This window comes from Haloferula chungangensis, assembly GCF_042664875.1.
Lineage (GTDB): Bacteria > Verrucomicrobiota > Verrucomicrobiia > Verrucomicrobiales > Akkermansiaceae > Haloferula > Haloferula chungangensis.
In genome coordinates this window covers 316,878-340,793 of sequence record NZ_JBHTBS010000003.1, presented here as the reverse complement: position 1 = coordinate 340,793, position 23,916 = coordinate 316,878, and the positions used below count along the sequence as shown (strand labels likewise).

22 protein-coding genes are annotated in these 23,916 nt (G+C 58.4%); 14 read left to right on the top strand and 8 right to left on the bottom strand.

The window, feature by feature from the left end:
• Nucleotides 1-360 precede the first annotated feature (360 nt).
• The 4 genes from ACFQY0_RS08075 (at nucleotide 361) to ACFQY0_RS08060 (ending at nucleotide 5,980) form a co-directional block, all read left to right on the top strand.
• Nucleotides 361-3,063, top strand: a complete 2,703-nt coding sequence (locus ACFQY0_RS08075; RefSeq protein ID WP_379711159.1) for a sulfatase-like hydrolase/transferase — start codon at nucleotides 361-363, stop codon at nucleotides 3,061-3,063.
• Nucleotides 3,064-3,161: 98 nt separating this feature from the next.
• The gene (locus tag ACFQY0_RS08070) at nucleotides 3,162-3,824 is read left to right on the top strand and encodes a PEP-CTERM sorting domain-containing protein (RefSeq protein ID WP_379711157.1); all 663 of its coding nucleotides are present in this window, start codon (nucleotides 3,162-3,164) and stop codon (nucleotides 3,822-3,824) included.
• A 93-nt stretch (nucleotides 3,825-3,917) separates the two neighbouring features.
• A complete protein-coding gene (locus ACFQY0_RS08065) occupies nucleotides 3,918-4,454 on the top strand; it encodes a sigma-70 family RNA polymerase sigma factor (protein ID WP_379711154.1) in 537 nt (178 codons plus the stop codon).
• Nucleotides 4,451-5,980, top strand: a complete 1,530-nt coding sequence (locus ACFQY0_RS08060) for a LamG-like jellyroll fold domain-containing protein (RefSeq protein ID WP_379711151.1) — start codon at nucleotides 4,451-4,453, stop codon at nucleotides 5,978-5,980. The genes ACFQY0_RS08065 and ACFQY0_RS08060 overlap by 4 nt, the downstream gene beginning before the upstream one ends.
• Here ACFQY0_RS08060 and ACFQY0_RS08055 read toward each other — a convergent pair.
• Genes ACFQY0_RS08055 through ACFQY0_RS08045 form a run of 3 tightly spaced genes read right to left on the bottom strand, consistent with a single transcriptional unit; the run spans nucleotide 5,961 to nucleotide 7,649 of the window.
• Complete coding sequence (locus tag ACFQY0_RS08055; protein ID WP_379711148.1) at nucleotides 5,961-6,500, bottom strand: NADPH-dependent FMN reductase; 540 nt, start codon at nucleotides 6,498-6,500, stop codon at nucleotides 5,961-5,963. The two genes, ACFQY0_RS08060 and ACFQY0_RS08055, sit on opposite strands and share 20 nt — an antisense overlap.
• 21 nt (nucleotides 6,501-6,521) lie before the next feature.
• Nucleotides 6,522-6,911, bottom strand: a complete 390-nt coding sequence (locus ACFQY0_RS08050) for a hypothetical protein (RefSeq protein ID WP_379711146.1) — start codon at nucleotides 6,909-6,911, stop codon at nucleotides 6,522-6,524.
• 21 nt (nucleotides 6,912-6,932) lie between these two features.
• A complete protein-coding gene (locus ACFQY0_RS08045) occupies nucleotides 6,933-7,649 on the bottom strand; it encodes a pirin family protein (RefSeq protein WP_379711143.1) in 717 nt (238 codons plus the stop codon).
• Nucleotides 7,650-7,734: 85 nt separating this feature from the next.
• On the opposite strand from ACFQY0_RS08045, the gene ACFQY0_RS08040 reads away from it, so the two are divergent.
• Nucleotides 7,735-8,637, top strand: coding sequence for a LysR family transcriptional regulator (locus ACFQY0_RS08040; RefSeq protein ID WP_379711140.1), 903 nt, complete (start codon nucleotides 7,735-7,737; stop codon nucleotides 8,635-8,637).
• 11 nt (nucleotides 8,638-8,648) lie between these two features.
• On the opposite strand, the gene ACFQY0_RS08035 is transcribed toward ACFQY0_RS08040, so the two are convergent.
• Entirely contained in the window at nucleotides 8,649-8,933 is a 285-nt protein-coding gene (locus tag ACFQY0_RS08035; protein ID WP_379711137.1) for a DUF6172 family protein, read from the bottom strand.
• 92 nt (nucleotides 8,934-9,025) lie between these two features.
• Here ACFQY0_RS08035 and ACFQY0_RS08030 point away from each other — a divergent pair, with 92 nt between their 5' ends.
• From ACFQY0_RS08030 to ACFQY0_RS08010, 5 genes are all read left to right on the top strand, one after another.
• Entirely contained in the window at nucleotides 9,026-9,256 is a 231-nt protein-coding gene (locus ACFQY0_RS08030; RefSeq protein ID WP_379711135.1) for a VF530 family protein, read from the top strand.
• A gap of 442 nt (nucleotides 9,257-9,698) precedes the next feature.
• On the top strand, nucleotides 9,699-10,787 hold the full coding sequence (gene gcvT, locus ACFQY0_RS08025; protein ID WP_379711133.1) for a glycine cleavage system aminomethyltransferase GcvT: 1,089 nt from the start codon (nucleotides 9,699-9,701) through the stop codon (nucleotides 10,785-10,787).
• A gap of 32 nt (nucleotides 10,788-10,819) precedes the next feature.
• Nucleotides 10,820-11,197, top strand: a complete 378-nt coding sequence (gcvH, locus tag ACFQY0_RS08020; protein WP_379711131.1) for a glycine cleavage system protein GcvH — start codon at nucleotides 10,820-10,822, stop codon at nucleotides 11,195-11,197.
• Between the two features lie 25 nt (nucleotides 11,198-11,222).
• Entirely contained in the window at nucleotides 11,223-14,066 is a 2,844-nt protein-coding gene (gene gcvP / locus ACFQY0_RS08015; protein WP_379711129.1) for an aminomethyl-transferring glycine dehydrogenase, read from the top strand.
• A 12-nt stretch (nucleotides 14,067-14,078) separates the two neighbouring features.
• A complete protein-coding gene (locus tag ACFQY0_RS08010) occupies nucleotides 14,079-14,597 on the top strand; it encodes an 8-oxo-dGTP diphosphatase (protein WP_379711127.1) in 519 nt (172 codons plus the stop codon).
• Between the two features lie 137 nt (nucleotides 14,598-14,734).
• Here the strand turns inward: ACFQY0_RS08010 and ACFQY0_RS08005 are convergent, their stop codons facing one another.
• The 4 genes from ACFQY0_RS08005 to ftsY form a co-directional block, all read right to left on the bottom strand.
• Nucleotides 14,735-15,082 (bottom strand): hypothetical protein, encoded by a 348-nt coding sequence (locus ACFQY0_RS08005; protein ID WP_379711125.1) that lies wholly within the window; start codon nucleotides 15,080-15,082, stop codon nucleotides 14,735-14,737.
• Nucleotides 15,083-15,254: 172 nt separating this feature from the next.
• On the bottom strand, nucleotides 15,255-16,361 hold the full coding sequence (locus ACFQY0_RS08000; RefSeq protein WP_379711123.1) for an HAD-IB family phosphatase: 1,107 nt from the start codon (nucleotides 16,359-16,361) through the stop codon (nucleotides 15,255-15,257).
• Nucleotides 16,358-17,467, bottom strand: coding sequence for a beta-ketoacyl synthase N-terminal-like domain-containing protein (locus tag ACFQY0_RS07995; RefSeq protein WP_379711121.1), 1,110 nt, complete (start codon nucleotides 17,465-17,467; stop codon nucleotides 16,358-16,360). The genes ACFQY0_RS08000 and ACFQY0_RS07995 overlap by 4 nt, the downstream gene beginning before the upstream one ends.
• Nucleotides 17,464-18,315 carry a signal recognition particle-docking protein FtsY gene (gene ftsY / locus ACFQY0_RS07990; protein WP_379711119.1) on the bottom strand — a complete coding sequence of 284 codons (852 nt, stop codon included), beginning with the start codon at nucleotides 18,313-18,315 and terminating at the stop codon, nucleotides 17,464-17,466. Before ftsY ends, ACFQY0_RS07995 begins: the two co-directional genes overlap by 4 nt.
• A gap of 128 nt (nucleotides 18,316-18,443) precedes the next feature.
• Here ftsY and ACFQY0_RS07985 point away from each other — a divergent pair, with 128 nt between their 5' ends.
• Genes ACFQY0_RS07985 through ACFQY0_RS07970 form a run of 4 tightly spaced genes read left to right on the top strand, consistent with a single transcriptional unit; the run spans nucleotide 18,444 to nucleotide 23,857 of the window.
• Nucleotides 18,444-21,848, top strand: a complete 3,405-nt coding sequence (locus ACFQY0_RS07985; RefSeq protein WP_379711117.1) for a DUF7133 domain-containing protein — start codon at nucleotides 18,444-18,446, stop codon at nucleotides 21,846-21,848.
• 55 nt (nucleotides 21,849-21,903) lie between these two features.
• Nucleotides 21,904-22,326 carry a hypothetical protein gene (locus tag ACFQY0_RS07980; RefSeq protein WP_379711115.1) on the top strand — a complete coding sequence of 141 codons (423 nt, stop codon included), beginning with the start codon at nucleotides 21,904-21,906 and terminating at the stop codon, nucleotides 22,324-22,326.
• Nucleotides 22,327-22,336: 10 nt separating this feature from the next.
• Nucleotides 22,337-22,936, top strand: coding sequence for a recombination mediator RecR (recR, locus tag ACFQY0_RS07975; protein WP_379711113.1), 600 nt, complete (start codon nucleotides 22,337-22,339; stop codon nucleotides 22,934-22,936).
• Between the two features lie 54 nt (nucleotides 22,937-22,990).
• Nucleotides 22,991-23,857, top strand: coding sequence for a class I SAM-dependent methyltransferase (locus ACFQY0_RS07970; protein WP_379711111.1), 867 nt, complete (start codon nucleotides 22,991-22,993; stop codon nucleotides 23,855-23,857).
• Nucleotides 23,858-23,916: the final 59 nt, after the last annotated feature.

Sequence of the window (23,916 nt, the reverse complement as noted above, 5' to 3'; positions counted from 1 at the left end):
AGATAAGCTCTCCGGATGGGGGTCGTGGTGCCATCAGCGGCTTCCAGATCATCGGAGGAACCGGACTTCCGGAGTCGTCTGACCTGCAGCTGATGATCACCCGTGCGTCGAACGGGTCGGACCTGGATTTCAGATGGAGCAGTTCTTCTGGGATGTCGTATAATCTTCGTGGTAGTGCCTCGCTCGATTCTTCGCCTGCGAGTTGGCCGATCATTCGGGGAGATATCCCATCAACGCAACCGATGCCGCTATCCATCCCTCGGCCTTCGGATCCGCACGCCTTTTATGTTCTCGAGGAAATCCCCAGTCCCTGACTTCAACAAAAGACAAGAGATGCGATGTCTGATAAATGCCATTTCGATGGTCGCGTTCCCTATGGTCACGGCGTGGGCGAATCCAGTCGTTGTTCCGATTGGTGATGGAGGGACCCAGATCGAGGCGGGCGCGTCCAACCCGGTGAAGGAGAATCTGATCTCCGAAGCCGGCCAGTTGTGGGGCGTCAGTAACAACGTGTCTCGGGATGGGATGTGGTACTTCACCTATTCCGATCTCAGCGGGGGAACGTTTCCTTCGACGATTCAGGCGGGAACCTACACCTTTTCAGCGCGTGTTGGGGCGAGTTCCAATGCTCCTTTTCCCGGGCTGAATGATCTTAGCGGAGGCTCAAATACCGATGCCGGGTGTGTCGCGGGGTTTTTCTCGTCATTGAATGGTGATGCGGAGGTCGCCAAGAACAACATGGTCGCGGAGTTCAACTCCCGAACGGGCGTCACCTATTTGCCGCCGTCTGAGCCGGTCCCCGCCGCGACCTCCTTCACGACCTGGACCTTCACCTGGATCGTCGAGGAGGGCAGTCCAGTGATCGGAAGCGATCCCTACTTTGGGGTCTACACCAAGATCGGCTCCAGCGGGGGCAGTGGATTCTGGGACGACTCGGCGCTCAGCTATTCGACTGCCACGGAGCCGCCGCCGACGATCAACCGTTTTTCCGCCGACCACACCTACGTGCAAGCCGGTGATCCCGTGCTCCTTTCCTGGAATGTTGCAAACGCGGAGACCATCTCGATTTCCGGTTTGGGAAACGTCGAGCCGAGCGGTTCCACAATCGTGAATCCGGCCACGCGTATCTCCTACACGCTTGTCGCGACGAACTCTTCTGGTAGCGACGAGGCGGAGATCGAGATCAAGGTCGGCCCGGAACGCCCCAATATTCTGCTGATGCTGGTGGATGACTACGGACCGATGGATAGCTCCGTCCCGTTTGCCTACAATCGCTATGATGATGGGGGAAGCCCTCTAACAACCACCTTCAATCAATACTACCGAACTCCCAATATGGAGGTGCTCGCTGCCAACGGCATGAAATTCACCCAAGCTTACGCCATGCCGATGTGCAGCCCGACACGGGTGAGCCTGATGACCGGCATGAACAGTCCGCGGCATGGCGTGACCGTGCATCTGAATGTATATCAAACCGTCGACAATGCTTCCTTCGGAATCAAGACCCACCGCGGGCCGAACCACTGGCGTTTCATGGGTATGGACGGATCGGACACCACCTTGCCTCAGCTTCTCAAGAATCTTGGCTACCACACCTTCCATGTCGGAAAGGACCACATGAGCCACCTCCAGTCGCCGACAGCCATTGGTTTCGACGTGAGCGATAGTGCCCTCTATAAATCGACGGTCCTCACGCCCAAGGCGGCGAGCATGATTGAGAGTGCCGTGGTGGCGGGCAGGCCATTCTTCGGCTACATCTCCTATCAGGATGTGCATTCGGGCTTCTACTACGCCAGTGATGTCAGCCATGACTACGCGCAGGCGACGCCACCGGCCTACAACGCCAACCATGCGAAGTTCTCCACGATGGTTGAGAGCGTCGACAACTCGCTCGGTACGATCCTCGAGAAACTTGATGAACTCGGAGTCGCTGAGGACACCCTGATCATTTTCCTGGGCGACAATGGTAGTGACTCACCGGCGCTGTCCGATGAATTTGGCGCTCACGGAACCAGTTTCGACGACTTCCCCATGCGTGGCAAAAAGGGCTCCGCTTACGAGGGAGGCATTCGGATCCCACTCTACGTTTCCTGGGCTGCGCGTGATGAGAGCAATGGATTTCAGAAGAATCTTCCGATCCCTGCCGCGAGCGTGGAGCACGATATCGTCACGGTTGAGGATGTCGCGCCGACGATCCTGTCGCTGCTAGATCAGCCTGCGCCGGGTATGGATGGTTACGATCTGATACCTTATCTGCGCGCGGAAGCGGGGACCCACCGTCCCCAGAGAGTCCTGCGCCACATGCCACATGAACACCGGAGCAATTACTTCACTGCCTTTCGCGAGGGAGATTGGAAGATCATCTATCGCTACCATATGGCCGGAGCAGTTGCGGGGAGCAACGAAGATGTCAGTAAGGGGCATCCCAGCTTCGAGCTCTTCAATCTTGCCGAAGACCCGTATGAGGTGAGCAATCTCGCCTCAAGCCACCCTGGGAAGCTACTCAGCATGGCCCGCAGCATGGCTCGCGAGCTCGACCATTCATGGGGCTCCTACGGTCCGCTTTGGCCGGTGAGCAATCCGACACTCGCGTCCGCACCGGCACGTCCGCTCGTCGATGACCCCTTCTTCATTGATTTCGGAACGAATGGGCTCGATGGAATCGACGTCGATCAGGACGGGCTGGCCGACGCCATCGAGGACCTCAACCAGAATGGATTGGTCGATTTCGCAGAAACGGATCCTGACGATGGTGACAGCGATGATGATCGCTTCAGTGATGGAGACGAAATGCGGACAGGCACGGATCCCTTGAGCGCCGCGAGCTTCTTCCAGCTTGGTATTGAATCGACCACACCCTCCAGCATGTTGCTCACCTGGCCTTCAGCGCCGGGCGCTTCCTACCGGATCGAAGCGAGCACCGACCTGAATGACTGGAATCCGGTGTTCGACCATCTTCCCGCCACCGACTCCGGCTCTTCGACCAGTCAGGAGATCGATATCCCCGAATCTGCGACCGGGTATTTTCTGAGGGTCCGGTTGCTGTCTGGACCTTCCGAGTGACGGGAGTTTTTTTGTTAACGAATTTCAGAAATGGCGCATCTCCACGGGAACCGCGGCCTGCGGATCTCCGAATCGAACCCAAAAGAAAAAATATCCATATGAAAGTAAGAACGGCACTAGTAACCCTGCTCGGATCAGCTCTATCCGCGAATGCGGCATTCGTCTACGTGGGGACGGATCTTGTCCTAGGTGACGGCTCCGGGATCACCTACACCGTGACGGGGGACGTCGGGACCAATCCTCAGAACAATGGAGGTGCGGACGATTTAAGGTTTCTTGTCAACAACGGTGGATCATTCACGATCACATTCAGCAGCGCCGTCGACCTCAAAATTTTCAATTCGGAGGTCAGCCAGGGGGTAAATTTTGATGCGAACCCGACGACGGCCAATTCAGCGGTAATTACCGCGAATTCGGGAACGGCCTGGGGCTACACCGCCGGGGTTTATGATCTCACCGACGGGAGTGTGGATCCAGCTGCGGGACCTAGTGCGCTGAGCGGTCTCGGGACCAATGTTCTGACCATTGCGAGCACCCGAGGGTACTTCACAGGAGCAGGTATTGCATCGAGTGGTGCTCCGAGCTCTGAAACCGACTGGGGAGAGATCGCGGTTTCCGGCGTGACATCGATCACTTACGAATTCACGAATGAGACAAACTATGATGGATTCAGGATCGATGCGGTAGCCGTTCCGGAGCCTTCTGTGGCGGTGTTGGCGGGGCTCGGTCTGTTCGGTCTGGGCCTGCGTCGGCGTCGCTAATCATCCTACCCTTCGCTAAGCTTCCATCCGATGAAAGCCCGCCCTCCGATCCGATGAGGCGGGCTTTCCTGTTCTCCATCTTCCTCACCTTCCATGAAGACCGAACCCGTCCAATTTGTTTCCCTGCTGATTGATCATCAGGAGATCATTCGTTCGTTCATCATCACGCAGATTCCCGGCAGTCCCGACGTCCGTGACATTCTTCAGGAAGTCAACATCGTGCTGTGGGAGAAGCGGAGTAGTTTCAAGGAGGGCACGAACTTCGGTGCATGGGCTTGCACCGTGGCGAGATACAAGGTGCTAGAACACCGACGCAAAGAGGCCCGGCGCAGCGGGGTGCTGATCTTTAATAATGACCTGAGCGAGATCTTGGCGGAGAAGACCCAGAACCGTCATCCGGATTATCTCGAGGATCAGCGGTTGGCTCTCGAGCACTGCATGTCCCAGCTCTCGAAGACCAACCGTCGTTTGTTAGAAGTCCGTTATGCCGCCAAAAGGGGAGGCCTCGATCAGCTTGCGAAGGATACTGGCCGGACCAACGATTCGCTTCGCGTCACTCTTTTCAGGCTGCGGATCTTGTTGAGGCGATGTATCGCTTCGTTTCTTGAAGCGGAAGGGAGGTGCTCGTGAACCTTCAGGAATTCGAGCAATCCGTCTGGCGTCTATTGGACGGAACTCTTGATGAGGAGGGGTTCCGCGAACTCGAAGCCAGTCTGATCGGGAATGACGAACTCCAGGAGCGTTTCGTTGAAATGGCCGATCTTCACGGCACGCTGCTTCAAACGCTTGCGCGGAAAGGGGGTGAACCGAGCGTGCTGAATATGGATGAGATTCTCCGTCGGCAAAGAGGCCGGCAATTGCTCCGCTCATCACTGGCGGCAGCGGCGATTCTGCTGCTTGTCGGGATCATGCTGAAGGTGGTCTGGCTGAAGCCGCCGCAACCACTGGTGACTTTCCGACATAGTGGCGATGCGCTGTTTGAGGTCACCCATTCGAAAGATTCTGATTCCACCGACGGCCCGAATGCTCTTGAGAAAGGCTCGCGACTTCAGTTGACCCAGGGAAAGGTCGAGCTGACCCTTCGCAATGGCGTTCAGGTTCTTGTTAGGGCGCCTGCAGATCTGACACTGCACGATGAGAGCCTGATCTATCAGGGTCTCGGAATTGCCCGCTACGTGGTCCCGAAATCGGCGGCGGGTTTCCAGGTCAGGACCGCGGACTTGATTGTCACGGATTTGGGGACGGACTTTGGAGTGATTTCCGGACCTGAGAAATTGGATCAGGTCCATCTGTTCAAGGGGAAGGTCGAGGCCGAAAACCAGTGGGGCCTCCAGAAGAAGGAAGTCCTCGAAGAGGGCGAATCGCGCATGGCTGGGCCGGCTGGTCGTTTGCACTCCATCGAACCTCTACCCGAGCTTTTCATGACCACACTCGAGGAGAAGATTCCTTACATCCACTTGAGTTTCGATGATTTGGAGGACGATGAATTCAGGGTCTCGGGAAATCACCCCGACGTTCCGGGTATTTCAGCGATATTGCTCGACAGCACGAGAGAAGACAAGAGGCCGGGCCTCACTGCAGGCAAGTTCGGAAAGGGTTTGGAGCTGCATGGTTTCGGCGGATGCGTGCAAACCAATTGGCCGGGGATCTCGGGGAAAACGCCGCGCTCGGTGGCCTTTTGGGTCAAACTCCCCAGGGAAAACTCTCTCGTCAGGAAGCGCGGATTCCTCACCTGGGGGGATAACGATGTCGAAGCCGGCAAGTTCGAGTTAATCTTCAATCGCAATGCACAGTCCGGACAGTTGGGAGCCATTCGCTTTGATTGCGGCAAGGGCTATGTCATTGGCGAGACCGACCTTCACGATGGCAAATGGCATCATGTAGCCGTAACCATGGGTGGCACTATCGATCCCGCTACCGACATGGCCGTGAAACTCTACGTGGATGGCGAGCTTGAGAGCGTGACGGGATTCCTGCGCAACGAACCCGACACCGTCACCGGGTCCGACGAAAGCTTATGGATGAGCGTTGGACGCTACCTGGAAGCTGGCCATCCCCATGAAGGCTACCTGATTGGCTCGATGGACGAGCTCTTCATTTTCTCGGGGGTTTTGACTCAGGCTGACGTCCGTCAGGTCATGAAGGGGGATTGGTAGGTTCCAGCGTCCTTACGGCTTCGCCCAACTCTTTGGCAAGGCCTTCATGAGTGATGCCATTTTCCGGGGAGAAATGATCGTAGAACGACGGCAGGCTGAAGGTCGCGCGGAGGTCGGCACCCATTCTGGGGAACTTGGCCTCGGCGGCCTCGAGCACGAATCTGCCGCCCATGGCTCCCGGCGAAGTGGCCATGAGCAGCATCGGCTTGCCCGACCAGAGCTTGGCGTCAATGCGCGAAGTCCAATCGTAGAGGTTCTTGAAGGCGGCGGCGTACGATCCGTTGTGCTCGGCGAGTGAAATGACAATCGCATCGTGGGCGCGGATCGTTGCAAGGAACGCGTGGGCATCGGTTGGGATGCCGTGCTCGTTCTCCTCATCGGAACTGTAAATCGGGAGCTCGTATTTTCGAAGGTCGAGTTCAGTGACTTCGGCACCGGAGATGAGATGGGCAGCATGGTTGGCAAGCTGGCGATTGATGGAGGTAGAGCTGGTGGATCCAGCAAGGGCGAGGACTTTCATGAGAGGTGATGGAATGATGAATCAGTTGAGGAGACCTGCGAATTTACCGCGGGCGGACCATAGCAGGTAGGCGGACAGGGTGCTGACAAGAATGACGGGCGCCTGGGTAAGACCCGCGCCGCCGGTCATGAAGACCTGAAAGGCGAGGATGTTCACGACGACCGGGCCGAGTGCGAGTAACCCGATGTTCCGGGTCTTGGGAATGGCCACGAGGATGCCGCCAAGAATCTCGATGGTCTTGATGAAACCAAAGTAGCCGGTCGTGATGAGGGCCCCGAAAAACATTGCGGGAGGGGAACCTTCCGGAGGACCCGGTGGCGTGGGAAGGAAGTTGAGGAAGTGGTTCAGGCCGAAGGTGATGAAGGCGAGGCCGAGGATTCCTCCGGCGATGGCAGGTGCTTTGTCTTTCATGATTTGATGGATGCAGGTGGCTTAGTTAAGGCGGAAAACGAGGAACTTGCTGCTTGCTCCGGCTTTGAGGGAAAGGGCGTCGGGAGCATTTTCGATAGCGATGCCGTCACCGATGGTGAGCGATTCACCGAAGATACTGAGTTCGCCTTCAATGAGCTGAAGCCAGACGTTTGGAGTGCTGTTAGATGCGGGGATCTCAATGGAGGCTCCGGCATCTGCCTTCCCAAAGTAGATCTCGGCGTCCTGACGGATCTCAGTGGAGCCTTCTCGGCCATCGCCGGAGAAGAGCAATGTCAAGGCATTATCCTTGGCGGCGGTGCCGAGGGGCTTCTCGGAGTAGCGCGGTTCTCCTCCGCGTTCGCGGGGGTGAATCCAGACCTGATAGAGAGTAACGGGATTCCCGGATGATGGATTGAATTCGCTGTGACTGACACCCGAGCCGGCGCTCATGTACTGGAGGTCGCCAGCTTTGATGGTGGAGCCATTGCCCATGCTGTCCTGGTGGGCGAGCTCGCCATCGACGATGTAGGTGAAGATCTCCATGTCGCTGTGCTGGTGCATGGGGAAGCCACCACCGGGGGCAATGGTATCGTTGTTCATCACACGCAGCGTCCGGAAACCCATGTGATCGGGATCAAAATACTGGGAGAATGAAAAGGTGAAGCGGGCCTTGAGCCAGCCGTGGTCGGCGCTGCCGCGATCATTGGCACGGCGGATGGTGTAGGTGGGAGTGCTCATGTTTCTCATGTCGCAAAGATGGGGCGGGAACAAAAAATCGGCGAATACCTTGTGATTGGGTGCGCCATGCCTTTTGATTATACCCATGGAGCTACGTCACTTGCGCTACTTCGTGATGGCAGCGGCTGAGGAGAGCATCAGTCGGGCGGCGGCGCGGCTGAACATTTCGCAGCCGGCCGTTTCGCGACAAATCCGTGATCTGGAGGAAGAACTGGGTGTGCCGCTCTTTGACCGCGAAAGCAGTGGGTTGTCTCTAACAGAAGCCGGTCTGGCGGCGCTGCCGCATGCTCAGGAGCTGCTGCGTCGGGCAGGGGATCTGAAGCTGGCGATGGAGGTTTTCGGCAAACCGGTGCGAAAGACGCTGCGGGTGGGGTTCATCGAGACCGCCTTGCCGGGATTTCTCGCCAGTGCGATGCGGGTCTTCAACCAGAGGCATGATGATGTCTGCATTCAGATTCGCAGCATGCCGCCGCTGGCTCAGGAAAAGGCGCTGCGGGAGGGGGAGATCGATCTGGCCTTGTTGGGGACGCCGTGTCCGCAGTTGGCGAGCGAGTTCCGCGTCGAAGCGATCAAGAAAACCCCGATGGCGGTGGTACTGCCGGATGATCACCTGTTGTCGCTGAGAAAGTCGATCGATCTGTCCGAACTGGCGAATGAGCCATTTGTCAGTTTGCATGAGGCTCAGTTTCCGGGGAGGCCGGTGATGCTGGCGGACCTGTGCGGCCGCGCGGGCTTTGTGGCGGATGTCCGGATGAAGGCGGCGGGGCTTCAGGAGATGCTCGGTCTGGTAGCAGGAGGTGCAGGAGTGGGGGTGTTGCCGATGGATGTGAACCTGCTGCCTCACACCGGTGTGGTTTTTGTGAAACTACGCAAGCCGACGCTGACGCTGGTTTCGTCAGCCGTTTGGAAGCGGGAGAGCGAAACGAAGGAGCTGCTGGATTTGATCGGGTTGATGAAAGCTCCGCCCGCGTCCAAGGGGAAGAAGTAGGCCGAAAAAAATCAGTCGCGCTTTCTCACGCCGGGGGTGGCGAGGATTTCGATGTAGACGGATTCACATCCGGCGGCGGCGGCTTCATCGATGGCAGGGACGATTTCCTCGACGTGTTTGCTGACGGGGGCCTCGTTGCCTTGTCCGACCTTGCAGGCAAAGTCCCAGTAGTCGACGCCTTCGGGGAGTTGCTTCTTTCTCTCCCGCTTCAGGTACTTGCGGACATCGTTCTTGATGGCGGCGACGACGCGCTCCGGCTTGTGCTTCGGATCACTGAGTGGGAAGGACTTCTTCATGGCCAAGCTTGTGTCTGGAGGAAGCGCCCTTGTCTAGACGTCAGTTTTCGCAAGGCTTGTTTGCGGGGAGTATTGCTGTAATAAACACCGGTGTGAGCAACGATCCCCTACACGGCATTACCCTCGAACGCATGCTCACGGATCTGGTCGAGGCCTATGGTTGGGAGGATCTTTCCTACCGGATCCGGATCAATTGCTTCAGCAACGACCCCTCGATCAAATCAAGCCTCAAGTTCCTGCGACGGACCTCCTGGGCACGGACGAAGGTAGAGGTCCTCTACAAGCAGTTTCGGGGCTTTCAGAATCCGGAGCGGAGGATTTGAGGTGCCGAGTTGGCCGGCCTGGGACATCGAATGAAGAGGCCATCGGGGGGGGGCTGGGGATCATGGGGTCCCTGCTTGGGCTACGATAAATCTAGTAGATGAGGGGATCGCTCGGGACTCATGCTCGAATCACTCCCGCTGTCAGAAATGCCGTCGGACCCACCGTGGCCGGCTTTGCGATGCGCGGTTTCCTTCCATCGTGAAGCAAGGCAGAGCGAGCAGGACGTGGCCGAAGGGATCTTCCCGGGATATCGAGACCTCTCTATTTCGATCTTCGATTCTGGGGTCGGATTTCTGGGGTCGGTATTCGCCCGGGAGCTGCAGAAACTGCTTTTTCTCCTGCGGGTCCTCATGAGATCATGGGCGGTCGTTGGTCCCTGCTTCCGTCAAAACGTGCGAGTACTTGGCTTGACCTCGGGCGATGCCGTCTCAAAGTAGCGGCGTGTCCGAGGTCATCCAGGAAAGCCCGTTGAAGGAGTTGCATGAGCGGTTAGGGGCCCGGATGGTGCCGTTTGCGGGGTGGAACATGCCGGTGATGTATTCATCGATCCTCGATGAGCATTCGGCGGTGCGGGGAAAGGCGGGGATCTTCGACATTTCTCACATGGGGCAGTTCGTGGTCACGGGAGACGGCGCGGAAGCCTGGCTGAACCGGGTGCTGGCGAACAATGTGGCGAAGCTCGGTGATGGTGAGGGTCAGTACTCCTTCCTGCTAAACGAGAAAGGTGGGGTAATCGATGACCTGATCATTTATCGGGTGACGGCGACGGAGTTTTTCCTGGTCGTGAATGCATCAATGATCGAAGAGGATCTGGCTTGGATGCATGAGCAGCTCGATGGTGATGTGGAACTGATCAATGAGAGCGATCGATGGGCCGGCATGGCGGTGCAGGGGCCCGAGGCTGCGGAAACTTTTGGAAAGGTCTGCGGCGATGCGGTGCTGCCGCCGCGAAATGGCATCGCAAAACTCGCGAATGGTGGGGTGGTTTGCCGGACGGGTTATACCGGCGAGGATGGGTTTGAGTTTTTCTGTCCGGCGGGCGAAGGCGAAGGGATGTTCGAGGCGTTTGTGGCGGCGGGTGCGAAACCCTGCGGGCTCGGCGCTCGCGATACCTTGCGCTTGGAGATGTGCTACCCCCTGAATGGGAGTGATTTGTCTCCCGAGCGGACACCCTTGGAAGCCGGGCTCGGGTTCTTTGTGGATTTGGAAAAGGGCGATTTCATCGGTCGCGAGGTGCTCGCCCGCCAGAAGGCCGAGGGGCTGGGCGAGCGGCTGGTAGCGATCGAGTATCTGGAGAAAGGCGCGCCACCCCGGGCTCACTACAAGGTGGTGGCGGAGGATGGCGAGGAGCTCGGGGAACTGGGCAGTGGAGTGCTTTCTCCAAGTCTCGGCAAAGGAATCGGCATGGCCTACCTGCCAATTGGCCTGAGCAAACCGGGAACGGCAGTGTGGGTCGACGTCCGCGGACGCCGCTTTCCGGCACAGGTCGTGAAGAAACCGTTTTACAAACCGACTGCGAAAAAAGGATAAGCCTTTCAGACGATCAACCAGCCAATCAGACGATGAATATTCCCGACGATCTCCACTACAACAGCTCGCACGAATGGGTCCGCTTCGAGGACGGAATCGCTACGATCGGGATTTCCGATCACGCTCAGGAAGAACTCACCGATGTGGTCTTCGTTGAGCTTCCTGAGGTCGGCCGATCGGTCGATGCGGGCGACCCAACGGCTGTCGTCGAATCGGTCAAGGCCGCGAGCGACATTTACTCACCGATTTCGGGAGAGGTGGTCGAAGTGAACGACGCGGTGGAAGCGGATCCGGCGTTGGTGAATACGGATCCGTATGGGGCTGGCTGGATTTTCAAGATCAAGGTGAAGGATGAAGCACAGCTTGAGAAGCTGATGGATGCCGCCGCCTACGGTGCGCTGATTGGTTGAGCTTCTTTTCTGTCCTCCGACTTCCATGACCGTTCACTCCGATTTTCGCAGCCGCCACCTTGGAGCGATCGGCTCCGAGCTCGATGAAATGCTTCAAGCGATCGGCTACGATTCGCTTGATGCGCTGATCGATGAAGCGGTGCCGGCGGGTATCCGCACAGGCAAGCCGCTCGATCTTCCGGCCGCCCGTTCCGAACCTGATGCGCTGGCTTGGCTGAAGTCGGTGATGGGGAAGAACCGGGTGCTGAAGTCCTTCATTGGCCAGGGTTACTACGGGACCCATGTTCCGGCGGTGATTCAGCGGAACATCCTGGAAAACCCCGGCTGGTACACGGCCTACACGCCGTATCAGGCGGAGATCGCCCAAGGTCGCCTGGAGGCCCTGCTGAATTTCCAAACCCTCATCACCGATCTGAGCGGTCTGGATGTGGCCAACGCTTCCCTGCTTGATGAAGGCACGGCGGCGGCGGAGGCGATGAGTCTCGCTCTAACAGGTACACCGAAAGGAAAGGTGTTCTTTGTTTCGGATGCCTGCCATCCGCAGACGATCGAGGTGGTCAAGACACGGGCGGAGCCACTGGGAATCCAAGTCGAGCTGGGTGATTGGCAGAGTTTTGAGCCATCCGCATGCGAAGGCTTTTTTGCGGCGCTGGTCCAGTACCCGGACACGCTTGGTAGCGTCGACGATTATTCGGGATTCTTTGCGAAGGTAAAGGAGGCCAGGGGCACGGCGATCGTGGCGGCGGATCTGCTGGCGCTGACCTTGCTCAAGCCGCCGGGCGAATTCGGCGCCGACATCTGTGTCGGATCGAGCCAGCGATTCGGTGTGCCGATGGGATTTGGCGGGCCGCACGCGGGCTTCATGGCCTGCACGGACAAGCTGAAGCGAAAGTTGCCGGGCCGCTTGATCGGGGTCTCGCTGGATGCCCGCGGTCGTCCGGGATTCCGCTTGGCGCTGCAGACCCGCGAGCAGCACATCCGCCGCGACAAGGCGACTTCTAACATCTGCACGGCGCAGGTGCTCTTGGCGGTGATGGCATCAATGTATGCCGTCTATCATGGGGCGGAAGGCTTGAAGGCGATTGCTTCGCAGGTGAGGCAGAAAACGGCCGCTCTGGCCTCGGTGCTTTCGAGCGGCGGAGTAAAGCTGAAGAGCGAGCGATTTTTCGATACCCTGACGGTCGAAGTGAGCGATGCCGATCAGGTCATCGCAAAGGCAGTGGATGCCGGTATCAATTTGCGCAAGGTCGATGGCGGCTCGGTGGGGATTTCGCTGGATGAAACGAGTGTCTTTGGGGATCTGGCTCTGATTGCGAAGGTTTTCGGTGTGGAGTGCACGGCAGATGCGCTTGTCGCGGCTTCTTCGGACGCTCAGCCGAGCTGGGATGCGTCGCTATCCCGCGAGTCGGCCTTCCTCGATCAGCAGGTCTTCAATTCCTATCACACCGAGACCGAGATGCTTCGCTACATGAAGCGTCTTGAGTCAAAGGATCTGGCATTGAATGAATCGATGATCCCGCTGGGTTCTTGCACGATGAAGCTCAATGCGACATCCGAGATGATGCCATTGAGCTGGAATGAGGTTGCGAATCTCCATCCCTTTGTGCCTGCGGATCAGAGCGAGGGATATCGCGAGATGCTCAAGTTGCTCGAAGATTGGTTGGCGGAAATTACCGGGTTCGCCGGTGTTTCGCTTCAGCCAAATGCGGGTTCCCAAGGCGAGTATGCCGGTCTTCTGGCAATTCGTCGCTACTACCTTTCACGGGGTGATAAGGATCGCGACGTCTGCTTGATCCCAGTTTCGGCTCACGGCACGAATCCCGCTTCGGCGGTGATGGCGGGGATGCGGGTGATTGGCGTGAAATGCGATGATCAGGGAAATATCGACGTCTCTGACCTGAAAGCACGGATTGACGAGCATCGCGAAAAGCTAGCGGCGCTGATGGTAACCTATCCATCGACTCACGGAGTGTTCGAAGACACCATCGTCGAAATCTGCGAGGCGATTCATGAAGCGGGCGGACAGGTCTACATGGACGGCGCAAACATGAACGCGCAGGTTGGCCTGACAAGTCCAGGTCGGATCGGTGCCGATGTTTGCCACCTCAATCTCCACAAGACTTTCTGCATTCCGCACGGTGGTGGTGGTCCGGGTGTCGGGCCAATCGGCGTGGCATCACAGCTGGTGCCCTTCCTGCCGGGACATGCGGAACTGGAGGCCGTCGATGGAGTGGTGTGTTCCGCGCCATGGGGAAGCGCTTCGATCAATACGATCTCATGGATGTACATCGCGATGATGGGTGGTCCGGGACTGACCGAGGCGACCCAGGTGGCGATCCTGAATGCGAACTACATCGCCCGGCGACTATCATCGTTTTTCCCGATCCTCTACACCGGAAACAAGGGCCTGGTGGCGCATGAGTGCATCATCGACCTGCGTCCCCTCACGGAGGAAAGCGGCATCACGGTGGAGGATGTGGCGAAGCGTTTGATGGACTACGGGTACCATTCGCCGACGATGAGTTGGCCGGTGGCAGGAACGCTGATGATCGAACCGACTGAGTCGGAATCGAAGGCGGAACTGGACCGTTTCTGCGATTCGCTGATTTCGATTCACGGAGAGATCATGGCGGTCGCGAAGGGGGAGTCGGACGCGAAGGACAACGTACTTAAAAATGCGCCGCATCCTGCTGAGGCAGTCTGCTCGGACGACTGGAGTCATCCTTACAGTCGCGAGCAGGCGGCGTATCCGCTCGTTTGGCTGAGGCAGCACAAATTCTGGCCGGCAGTGGCGAGGATTGATAACGTTCACGGCGATCGGAACCTTGTTTGTACCTGCGACAGTGTCGAGGCTTATGCCGAGAACTGAACCGACACTGTGATGGAATCCAGCAATGTCCCTTCGCCGCTCGACTGGGGCATGTGGCGTGCCCACACGCACGCCACGCTGATGTTCATCATCAAGGATGGAAAGATTCTGTTGATTGAGAAAAAGCGCGGGCTCGGTGCGGGGAAGATCAATGGTCCGGGAGGGAAGATTGACCCGGGCGAAACGCCGCTGCAGTGCGCGATCAGGGAGACTCAGGAAGAACTGTTGATCACCGCATTGGGGCCCCGGAAGATCGGTGAGTTGCACTTCGCGATGTCAGATGTGCCTGACATTCTTTGCCATGTTTACGTGGCACATGACTTCGAAGGTGTGCCGACCGAGACGGACGAGGCAAAGCCGCGATGGTTTCGACTGGAGGATATTCCGTACTCCCAGATGTGGAGCGATGACGTTCACTGGATTCCCCTGATGCTGAGCGACCGGACTTTTTTGGGTCGCTTCGCCTTCAGCGATGAAGAGGTGGCGTGGTTTGATGTCGAGGAAGGCGTTGGTTTTCCCTCGGAAGGTTAGGCCTTTGGGCAATCGCCGATGCCGGAGCGAAAGAGGCATTTGGGAAATCTCTATTTCGAGAGATCTAACGATATCGCTCCCAAAAAAATCCCCAACCCGGAGAGGGAAGGGGATGGTTTGGTTAGAGTGGATGGATATTAGAGTGATGATTTGAGGGCGTTGAACTGTGCCTTCATCTTCGAGAGCTCCTTTTCAGCACGCATGATCTGATCATGCAGGGCTTGAAGCTTCGCCAGCTTCTTGCCGATCGGACCAGCGATGGACGGGGAGCTGGGGGTGATGCTCAAGCCGCTCGCTCCACCGATTCCGCTGCGAATCCAGCTTGAGATGGTGAGAGGAGAAATTTTGTATTTCTTGGAAGCGGCGCTTTGGCCACCGCGGCCCTTTTCGGCATTTACCTTGTCGACGTACTCGAGGATCTCTGCTTTTTCAGCCTGGGTGTAACGTCGCCCTTTGGAAACATTGACTTTCTTTTTGGTGCTCATGACGTTCCCCATTTATTACGGGGTTCTAGTAGGATCAAGGTGATTTTGCGCTTGGACACATGAATGGCGGACGATGAATGGGCTGCTTTCTCAGGTGCGTCTTTTCCGATACTCGCTCATAGCTAGAAAAATTTGGACTGAGCGAAGAAATGAAAGCCTTATGGAATCATGCCTACAGGTCTATTAATGAATTAAGTTTCGTCATATCTTCTATCCATGCATCTGCTTTGGAGCGCACCGCCTCGCGTGCGACGACGCCTCCATAGCCTACGAAAAAATCGGTCTCTCTCCGTGACTCGAGATCTGAAATACCATCTCCAACCATAATGGTTCGAGTTGGGAGGAGAGCATGTTTCCATTCGCGAATGATATCCGGTTTTCCACCGTTGCGTGTTGTTGGATAGTTGGCATCGAAATCTACGTAGTTGCCCTGATCATCGAAGTTTAAGGGAACAGCCTCGACATGGTCGATGCCGAGATGGCGGGCCAGGGGCATGATGAGTGGAGCGAAACCTCCTGAGAGAATGATAGGGGTCCAGCCATGTTGTTTCAGCTCAGCGATGGTTTGCTCGGTGCCGGGGGTAATCGTGTTGACGTAAAGTTCGGCGATCTCATCGCATAAGGAGCGATCCGGACGAATGATCTCCATGCGTTTCGGAAAGACTTCCTGGATGGGGATCTCGCCGTTCATGGCAGCATTGGTTAGGTCTTCGACTTGGGCGAATATTTCGGGACCGCGGGCACGCCCGAGTTCGTCGATCCCTTCGATGGTGGACAGGGTGGAGTCGCAGTCAAAGAAGATGAGTTTTCCTCCGGGCTTGATAGGTGGGTGGATGGTCACGGGAGTTCCTGTTTCGATGAGGTTGAAAAGTTCGATGATGTCTCGATTGGTCATGCGGACGCACCCACAACTGGCGGGCGAGCCGATCAGTGACTCATGATTGGTGCCATGGATGTAGATATAGCGTCCCTTTGTGTTGCGGTTCGATGCGTCAAGACCGTCGAGCCACAGGATGCGGGTGAGCACGAGATCCTGCTCGCATTCGCAGGCATCCCAGACGCCTTGGTCGATCCGACCTTTGAAGATGGTTCCTGAAGGGGCTTCAGCGCCGATCATTTCTGAGATGACGAAGTTACCGGTCGGCGTGCGGAAGCTTCCTTCCTGGGTTCCCACGCCTTTCCTTGCGGTCGAGACAGGATAGCTGCGGATGAGCTCACCCTGATAGATCAACTTGAGTTGCTGGTCGTCGACGGAGATTTCGATGCGATAATCGCTCATGATGGTGATTGCAGGGCGATGAGGGAGTGCTTACCGCCCATGGCTGAGGCGATCTTGAAGACTCTTGATGATGGAGGAAGATTCAATTCGGGTGAGCTGGGGGACGCGTCGTGAGTCATCGATGAGGCGATGATGGAGGCTTCCAGCAGGCCGCTGGCACCAATGGTGTGACCTGTCCAGGCCTTCAGGGGAAGAGTGCTGCAGTCCGGACCAATGGTTTCTACGAGAGCGGCAGGTTCGGAAATGGCCTGGGCGTGGGTGCCGCTGGCGTGGGGAACAACGAGGGCGGGACGGCCCCAGGAATCCATCGCCTGGCGGATCATGCGGGTGAGAGAAGGGTGCTCGGATGCTCCGCCAAGTGGGTCCGCGCAATCGCCGACAGTGAGGTAGCTGAGGAGCTGGGCATGCTTTGTCGAGTGGCCTCTTTCGAGGCAGATGGCAGCGGCACCTTCTGCCGGGATCATGCCGTCGCTTTCGGGGGAAAGGGGGGCGCAGTGGTCGCGGGATGAAAGGATGCCGGTGTCGGCGTAAGCCTTGAGGATGGGAGTGACGAGCGGGAGGTCGACGGAGATGACGAGGGCCCGCTCGGCGAGGCCCGCATTCAGCCAGAGGAAGGCCATGCCGAGGGCGTCGAGTCCGGCGCAGCATCCGCTGGAAAGAAGCTGCCAGGGGCCTTCGATACCGAATTCGGATGAAACGGCGGAGGCGGGCTCGCTGGGAAGCGAGTTGCTTGCGGCCATGAGACCGAAAGGTCGGCGGCCTGGCCAGGGTTCGATCCAGCCGGCGAGGGCTCCGCGACTGGTGCCTGCGAAAACGGCGGCGTTGCGTCGCTCCGCCGCCGACCAGCCCGCGGCATCGAGTGCTTCGCGGGCGACGTGGATGGCCGCAACGCTGGGAGGCGACCACTTGCGATGCGTGAGTAGTGAGCGGGATTCGATCCAGCCGGCGTGCTGGTTTTCAAATCCAGGTGGCGTGCCGGGCATCTCGCTGAGCGGGCGGAAGCGCGCGGGCTCGCGAGCGATGGCGGCGTGATGGGCCGCGAGGTCGTGACCGAGCACGCTGAGTGCTCCGCATCCGCTGATCGAAATGGGAGAGGGAAGGCTCAAAGCATTTCCTCAATGAAGCTGCGCTTGTTGAAGAGCGCAAAGGCTTCGGGTTCTTCGCCGGTGCCAATGAAGCGCGTCGGGATTCCCAGCTGATCGTAGATTGAAATGGCGACGCCGCCCTTACCCGAGCCATCCATTTTGGTGACGATCAAACCATCGATCGGCGAGGCGGCGTGAAACTTCCTGGCTTGCTCAACCGCATTCGAACCAGTGGTCGCATCGACGACTAACAGCGTCAGGTGAGGCGCATGTTCATCCTGTTTGCCGAGCGTGCGGTGAATTTTCGAAAGCTCCTCCATCAGGTTGTGGCGGGTGTGAAGGCGGCCGGCGGTATCGCAAATGAGATACTTGGCGCCTTCATTGATCGCCTTCTGGTGGGCGGTGTAGCAGACGGATGATGGGTCGGCATTCGGCGCGCCGGTGACGACCGGGATGTCGAGGCGTTCACCCCAGCGCTGGAGCTGTTCGGTAGCGGCGGCGCGGAACGTATCGGCAGCGGCAAGCACCGTCGGTGAGCCGCGACCATGGAGCCAGTGGGCGAGCTTGGCGCAGGAAGTCGTCTTGCCAACGCCATTCACGCCGACGACGAAGAACACGTAGGGTTTGTCGCCGGAAAGCGGGAGCGGCGGGGGCAAATCGGGGGGCAGAATCTCGGAGACCCGGGTGCGGGCAGTGTCGATGACGTCGTTCGCAGTGACCTGTCGTCCGAGGGCCTGGAGGTCGTCGATGATCCGCATTGCGAGCTTGGGACCGAGGTCCGCGGCGATGAGATCCGCCTCGAGTTCGTCCCAATCGACTTCCGCCTTGTTGGAGAGTTTGTTGTAGAGCGAGGAAAAGAAGCCGGCCATGGCGCGGCGGTTCTAGTGGGCTGGGGACACGGCGGCAAGCGATTCGAAAGAAGGAAATGACCCGATTCCACTCATTTATAGGTGAGGCAAGCGTTGTCAGGCGCGGTTTATTGGCTAGTTTCCGCCAAATGATTCGGCCGACGACCCTATTTTCCCTGCTGGTTCTTACGTCTCACGGTGCCCCTCGGGACCCGAATGCGGATGGCGCGGGCGGTGATCCGTTGCCTGAAGTCGGCGGTCTGGTGGCGAGCAAATCCTTGCCTGGAGCCACGATTCCGCAGGGTGTCAGGTTGCGTGTGGCAGCGGATCATGAAGCCCAGAAGGTTGCCTCACCGACGGCGCTGACGTTCGACGAGCAGGGCGCGCTTTATTTGACTGAGACCCACCGATTCCGTTTTGGAGTCGATGACAATCGGGGCCGGCTCTATTGGTTGATGGACGACTTTGCCAGCCAGACGGTCGAGGACCGGGCGAAAATGTACGAGAAATGGCGGGAGAAAGCGCCGCTCGAACAGATGATCGAGCGCTCGGAGATTGTGAGGAAGCTGAGTGGGCAGGGGACGGATGGGCGTTTCGAGAAATCCGAGGTCTTTGCCGATGGTTTCAATGACCAGCTTGATGGCACGGCAGCGGGTGTGTTCGCCTATGAAGGGACGGTATTCCTCGCGAACATCCCGAAATTGTATGCGCTGCGTGATAATGATGGCGACGGCAAGGCGGAGAGCCGCGAAGTCATCGAAGAAGGCTTTGGTGTCCGGGTGTCGTTTTCCGGGCATGACATGAATGGCTTCGCCCTCGGTCCAGACGGTCGGATTTACGGAACGATCGGTGATCGGGGATTCAATGTGAAGACCGCGAGCGGAGAAGAATACGTGTATCCGGATCAGGGGGCGATTTTCCGTTTCGAGCCGGATGGATCAAACTTCGAAGTGATCCATACCGGTCTCCGGAATCCCAAGGAGATTGCTTTCGATGCGTGGGGGAATGCTTTTACCGTCGATAACAATTCCGACCAGAAGGATGAGGCTCGCATTGTTTACATCGTCGATGGTGGTGATTCGGGATGGCGGATGGAGCACCAGACGATTTTCTCGTTTGCCACCCAGATCGGTCTCGATGGGCCTCCGCCGAGTCCGTGGATGAACGAGCGGATGTGGGAGCCGATGAATGAGGATCAGCCAGCCTGGCTTTTGCCGCCGGTGGCGAATCTAACATCCGGGCCCTCGGGGCTGACCTACCATCCGGGTGCCGGGTTTCTTGAAAGCGAAGTCGGTCGCTTTCTGGTGTGCGATTATCGAGGCGGGAGCGCAAAGTCCGGGGTCTGGTCGTTTGAAGTCGCACCGAAGGGCGCGGGGATGAAGCTCGTGGATTCGCGACCGCTGGTCTGGAGTGTGGGCGCGACGGATGTGGAATACTCATGGGACGGCCGGCTCTTCATCACCGACTTCGTCAATGGTTGGATTTCTCATGATGACGGTCGGGTTCTGGAGGCGACGGCTGAGGAACCCTATTTGCAGGACCAGGCAGAGGAGGCGGCCCGTCTCATCTCGGAGGGCTTTGATCAGCGCTCCGCCGAAGAGTTGGAAGTCTTGCTTTCCCATGCCGACATGCGGGTGCGGACGCGCGCGCAGTTGGCTCTAACAAGACATCTCGATGGTTTTCCGGTGCTTCAGAAGGTGGCGACCGAAGGCAAAGGCTTCGCTCAGCTGCACGGCATCTGGGGGCTGGGAATCGTGGCGCGCCGGGGCAGTGCGGCCTTGCCGAAAGTGGATGCCGATGACTTTGTGGATCTGCCGGGAAATCCGCTTCAGGACCAGGCTTTCAAGGCGCTGAAGCCGTTGCTGGCCCACGGGGATCCGGAGGTTCGGGCCCAGACGGTCCGGGTGCTGGGTGATGCCGGAATTTCCGGATACAAGATGAACATCGGAGCATTGCTCCAGGACGAGTCGGCGCGTGTCCGGATGTTTGCCGCGATCGCAATCGGTAAGACGAAGACGATCGGGATGATGGGCTACATCCTCAACATGCTCGACGTGAACGATAATCAGGATCCCTACCTGCGTCACGCCGGGGTGCGTGCTCTCGAGTTGATGATGGAACCGATCCAGTTGGCGAGCCTCCGGAAACACAAAAGCCCCGCCGTGCGTCTGGCGATTGCGACGGTGCTTGGAAGAAAGGGCAGTGACCGCATTGCCGACTATTTGTTAGATGAAGATCCGCGGGTGGCGGATGAAGCGATCCGGATGATTCACGATCGCGGCATCGAAAGCGTGCGCCCATTGGTGGCCGCGCTTCTGGATGAGGAAGTCGATCGCGAGCGGAGCATCATGATGTGGAGGCGAATTCTTCACAGCGCCTTCCGTCTCGGAGGCCAGGAGAATCTCGAACGGGTATTTGAGTTTGCGATGAATCCCGGGATGACGGTGGCGGCCCGAAGCGAAGCGCTGCGGTTGCTTTCGATCTGGAGTGATCCTCCCCAGGTCGATCAGTCGCTGGGTCGATTCAATCCCTTGCCCAAGCGCGATCCGAAGCCAATTCGTGAGTTCTTCCAGTCGAAGACCGCGGAGCTGATGGGCCTGGAAGGTGAGCTGTTGTCGGGCGGGATGCAGATCGTCTCGTCCTATGAGCTGAATCTGAGTCAGGTCCCCGATAGCAAGCTGAAGAACATGGTCTTCGATGACGGCATTTCCACCGAGGCGAGGACGTTGTCGATCTCCCTGCTGATGGAGAAAGCGCCGGACGATCTCGACGATGTGCTGCTCAAGCTGACGGGCTCGAAGGATGACGAGATCGCGATGGAAGGACTCTCGGGACTGGTGAAGCGGCGGTCGACGATGGCCCTGTCGGCTCTGGAAGATGCGCTGAAATCAGAGCGTCCGCAGATCCGGCAGCGCGCCTGGGAGTTGGCGGCGGATTTTGATGACTCCGCAGTGGTCGGGCATTTCGTCGGAGCCTTGAATGCCCTTGCCAAATCCGACGGGGAAGCGGCCGATGCGATTGAGTTGTTAGAAGCGGCGAAGCAGAGGAACGAGTCCGAGATCAAGAAGGCGCTGGCGGATTACGAAGCAGCGATTGGTTCATCAGAAGATCCACTGGCTAGTTGGAAGTCGGCGCTACTCGGAGGGAATGCGGATCGGGGAGAGAAGATTTTCGAATCCCAACCGGCGGCGCAGTGTGCCCGCTGTCATGCTGCCGGGCCGGGTCAGGCTGGGCCAAAGCTTGATGATGTCGGGCTCCGCGGAGACCGGAGCTTCCTGCTTGAGTCGCTGGTCCTGCCTGCGGCGGAACTGACTCCTGGTTTCGGCATGGTGGCCGCGACCCTGAACGATGGCAGCACGGTGGCAGGAACGCTGTCCGAGGAATCAGAGGAGGCCATCGTTCTCGACATGGCGGGCAAGAAGAAGACGATCCTCCGCAGTGAGATTTCCGAGCTGAGTGAGCCAATATCGGCGATGCCGCCGATGGGTGCGGTGCTGTCGCATCGGGAACTCCGGGACCTGGTCGAGTGGTTGTCCGAGCAGCGCAAACGATGACCGCTTTCCCACGCTTGTCCGCTAAGATTGGTCGGCGTAGTTTCCCTTCAGGCGAATGAGTAAACCTGCAAAAAAACCCGAGCCCCATCCTGGAGCGGCTGCCTTGGCGATCTCGTTCATGGCTCTCGCGGTGGCAGGAGTGCTGGTGATGGTTGGGGTGGCGGCGAAGCTCGATCTGATGGTGGTGCATGTCTCAAGATCCTTCGGGCTCGAGGGGGAACTTCGCGAACTCGGGAGACCCGTGGTCTGGGTGTGGACGGCATTTTCGACGATCGGGCTCTGTCAGGCGATGCTACATGCGCCGGGAAACTGGCGGCGGCTGGTGCTCTTTCTCAGTTCCTTGCTGCTGACGCTTTCGTGGATTCCGGTGCTGGCACTGGCATCCTATGCGGCTCCGATCGCCGTGCCGCTGGCGGCCATCCTCTGGGGTGGTTTTGGCTCGGAGATTTATGCGGTTCGACACCGCGAACCTGAGTGATTTCCTCTTCATGGCTCGAATTGAATACCCTGAATCCGTTGGTGCGCTCGTGGATGAACTGAAACGTCTGCCTGGTGTGGGACCTCGCAGTGCGGAGCGGATGGCAATCTGGTTGCTTCAGAATCCGAAGGCGGATCCGCTTGCCCTGGCTGGAGCTCTGGGGAAGGCGAAGTCGGAAGTTCAGGCCTGCGGAGTTTGCGGTTTCTTCGCCACTCAGGGTTACTGCGCGGTGTGCGATCATTCGAATCGCGAGGCGGTGCTGTGTGTGGTCGAGCAGGCCACCGATGTCCTGCCGATGGAGCGCTCCGCAGTTTTCAAAGGCCGCTACCATTGTCTCGGAGGAAAGCTTTCACCGCTCGACAACGTGACGCCCGAAGATCTGCGCATCGGCTCGATGCTCCAGCGCATCGAGCAGGAGGAAATCGAAGAAGTGATTCTGGCACTGAGCGCCGATGTGGAGGGAGAAGCGACGTCGAACTATCTAGCAGGATTGTTGAAGGGGAAGTGTCCGGTCACGCGCATCGCGCAGGGGCTGCCGGCTGGCGGCGGATTGGAGCACGCGGATGCGCTCACTCTGGCACGCGCGCTCGAGGGACGCCGGGGCGTGTAGCGATGCATGTGCCTTGCGGCTTGTTTGTCGCGGGGGAATGCGGGAACTTCCGGCGTGGACGAGTATCCGAATCGAGGCAAACGCCGCTTTCCCCCCAAGAAGAAGGTCGCACGGCGTGGCGGCTGGAAGCCTCCGGTGAAAAAGCCTGCCGGCAGAAAAGAGCAGGGCTGGGATCAGGTCGCGGCCTGGTATGATCAACTCGTCGGCAAGAATGGTTCGGACTACCACCAGCACGTGGTTTTGCCCGCGGCGATGGATCTGCTTTCTCCTCTGAAAGGAAAGAAGGTCCTCGATCTCTGCTGCGGTCAGGGCGTGCTCATTCCGCTGCTTCTGGAAAGCGGTGCCGTGCAGGTAACCGGAGTCGATGCCAGTCCGCAGCTCATCGAGTCGGCGCGTGCTCGCTTCGCCGATGACCAGCGGGTTTCCACGGAAGTCGCGGATGCCTGTGCGGATGGCAAGTGGGCCGATGCTTCATTCGATACCGTGGCTTCCCTGATGGCTGTGCACGATGTGCCGGACCTCCCGGCAATGTGCCGAAATGCGGCGGCGGCTTTGAAAAGTGGCGGCGAGTTCGTGGCGATTTTCATGCATCCCTGTTTCCGGATTCCAAGGCAGACGCACTGGGGCTGGGACGAAGGCCGGAAGCTTCAGTATCGCCGGGTCGATCGCTATGGTGTCGACCTCGAAATTCCGATCGTCACCCATCCGGGCAAAGGGGGCGGGGAGACAACGAGCTTTTACCACCGTCCGCTGGCGGAGGTGATGAATGCGATTGGTGGGGCGGGTCTCGCCGTGACGCGCTGCGAAGAGCTGGTCAGCCACCGCCGCTCCCAGGCCGGAGGCTCGCGGAGCAAGGGCGAGCATCGTGCGGCGCGGGAGTTCCCGATGTTTCTGGCTCTGAAGGCGGTGAAATTGCCCTAGATACGGCTTTCAAAGCCTGACTCCGCATTTTTGCCCTTTCCCCTGAGAGAGGGCGGGTC

Coding starts and splice junctions, on each gene's coding strand:
- ACFQY0_RS08075 (WP_379711159.1), top strand. CDS start 361: ATGGTCGCGTTCCCTATGGTCACGGCGTGGGCGAATCCAGTCGTTGTT.
- ACFQY0_RS08070 (WP_379711157.1), top strand. CDS start 3,162: ATGAAAGTAAGAACGGCACTAGTAACCCTGCTCGGATCAGCTCTATCC.
- ACFQY0_RS08065 (WP_379711154.1), top strand. CDS start 3,918: ATGAAGACCGAACCCGTCCAATTTGTTTCCCTGCTGATTGATCATCAG.
- ACFQY0_RS08055 (WP_379711148.1), bottom strand. CDS start 6,500: ATGAAAGTCCTCGCCCTTGCTGGATCCACCAGCTCTACCTCCATCAAT.
- ACFQY0_RS08050 (WP_379711146.1), bottom strand. CDS start 6,911: ATGAAAGACAAAGCACCTGCCATCGCCGGAGGAATCCTCGGCCTCGCC.
- ACFQY0_RS08045 (WP_379711143.1), bottom strand. CDS start 7,649: ATGAGCACTCCCACCTACACCATCCGCCGTGCCAATGATCGCGGCAGC.
- ACFQY0_RS08040 (WP_379711140.1), top strand. CDS start 7,735: ATGGAGCTACGTCACTTGCGCTACTTCGTGATGGCAGCGGCTGAGGAG.
- ACFQY0_RS08035 (WP_379711137.1), bottom strand. CDS start 8,933: ATGAAGAAGTCCTTCCCACTCAGTGATCCGAAGCACAAGCCGGAGCGC.
- gcvH (WP_379711131.1), top strand. CDS start 10,820: ATGAATATTCCCGACGATCTCCACTACAACAGCTCGCACGAATGGGTC.
- gcvP (WP_379711129.1), top strand. CDS start 11,223: ATGACCGTTCACTCCGATTTTCGCAGCCGCCACCTTGGAGCGATCGGC.
- ACFQY0_RS08010 (WP_379711127.1), top strand. CDS start 14,079: ATGGAATCCAGCAATGTCCCTTCGCCGCTCGACTGGGGCATGTGGCGT.
- ACFQY0_RS08005 (WP_379711125.1), bottom strand. CDS start 15,082: ATGAGCACCAAAAAGAAAGTCAATGTTTCCAAAGGGCGACGTTACACC.
- ACFQY0_RS08000 (WP_379711123.1), bottom strand. CDS start 16,361: ATGAGCGATTATCGCATCGAAATCTCCGTCGACGACCAGCAACTCAAG.
- ftsY (WP_379711119.1), bottom strand. CDS start 18,315: ATGGCCGGCTTCTTTTCCTCGCTCTACAACAAACTCTCCAACAAGGCG.
- ACFQY0_RS07985 (WP_379711117.1), top strand. CDS start 18,444: ATGATTCGGCCGACGACCCTATTTTCCCTGCTGGTTCTTACGTCTCAC.
- ACFQY0_RS07980 (WP_379711115.1), top strand. CDS start 21,904: ATGAGTAAACCTGCAAAAAAACCCGAGCCCCATCCTGGAGCGGCTGCC.
- recR (WP_379711113.1), top strand. CDS start 22,337: ATGGCTCGAATTGAATACCCTGAATCCGTTGGTGCGCTCGTGGATGAA.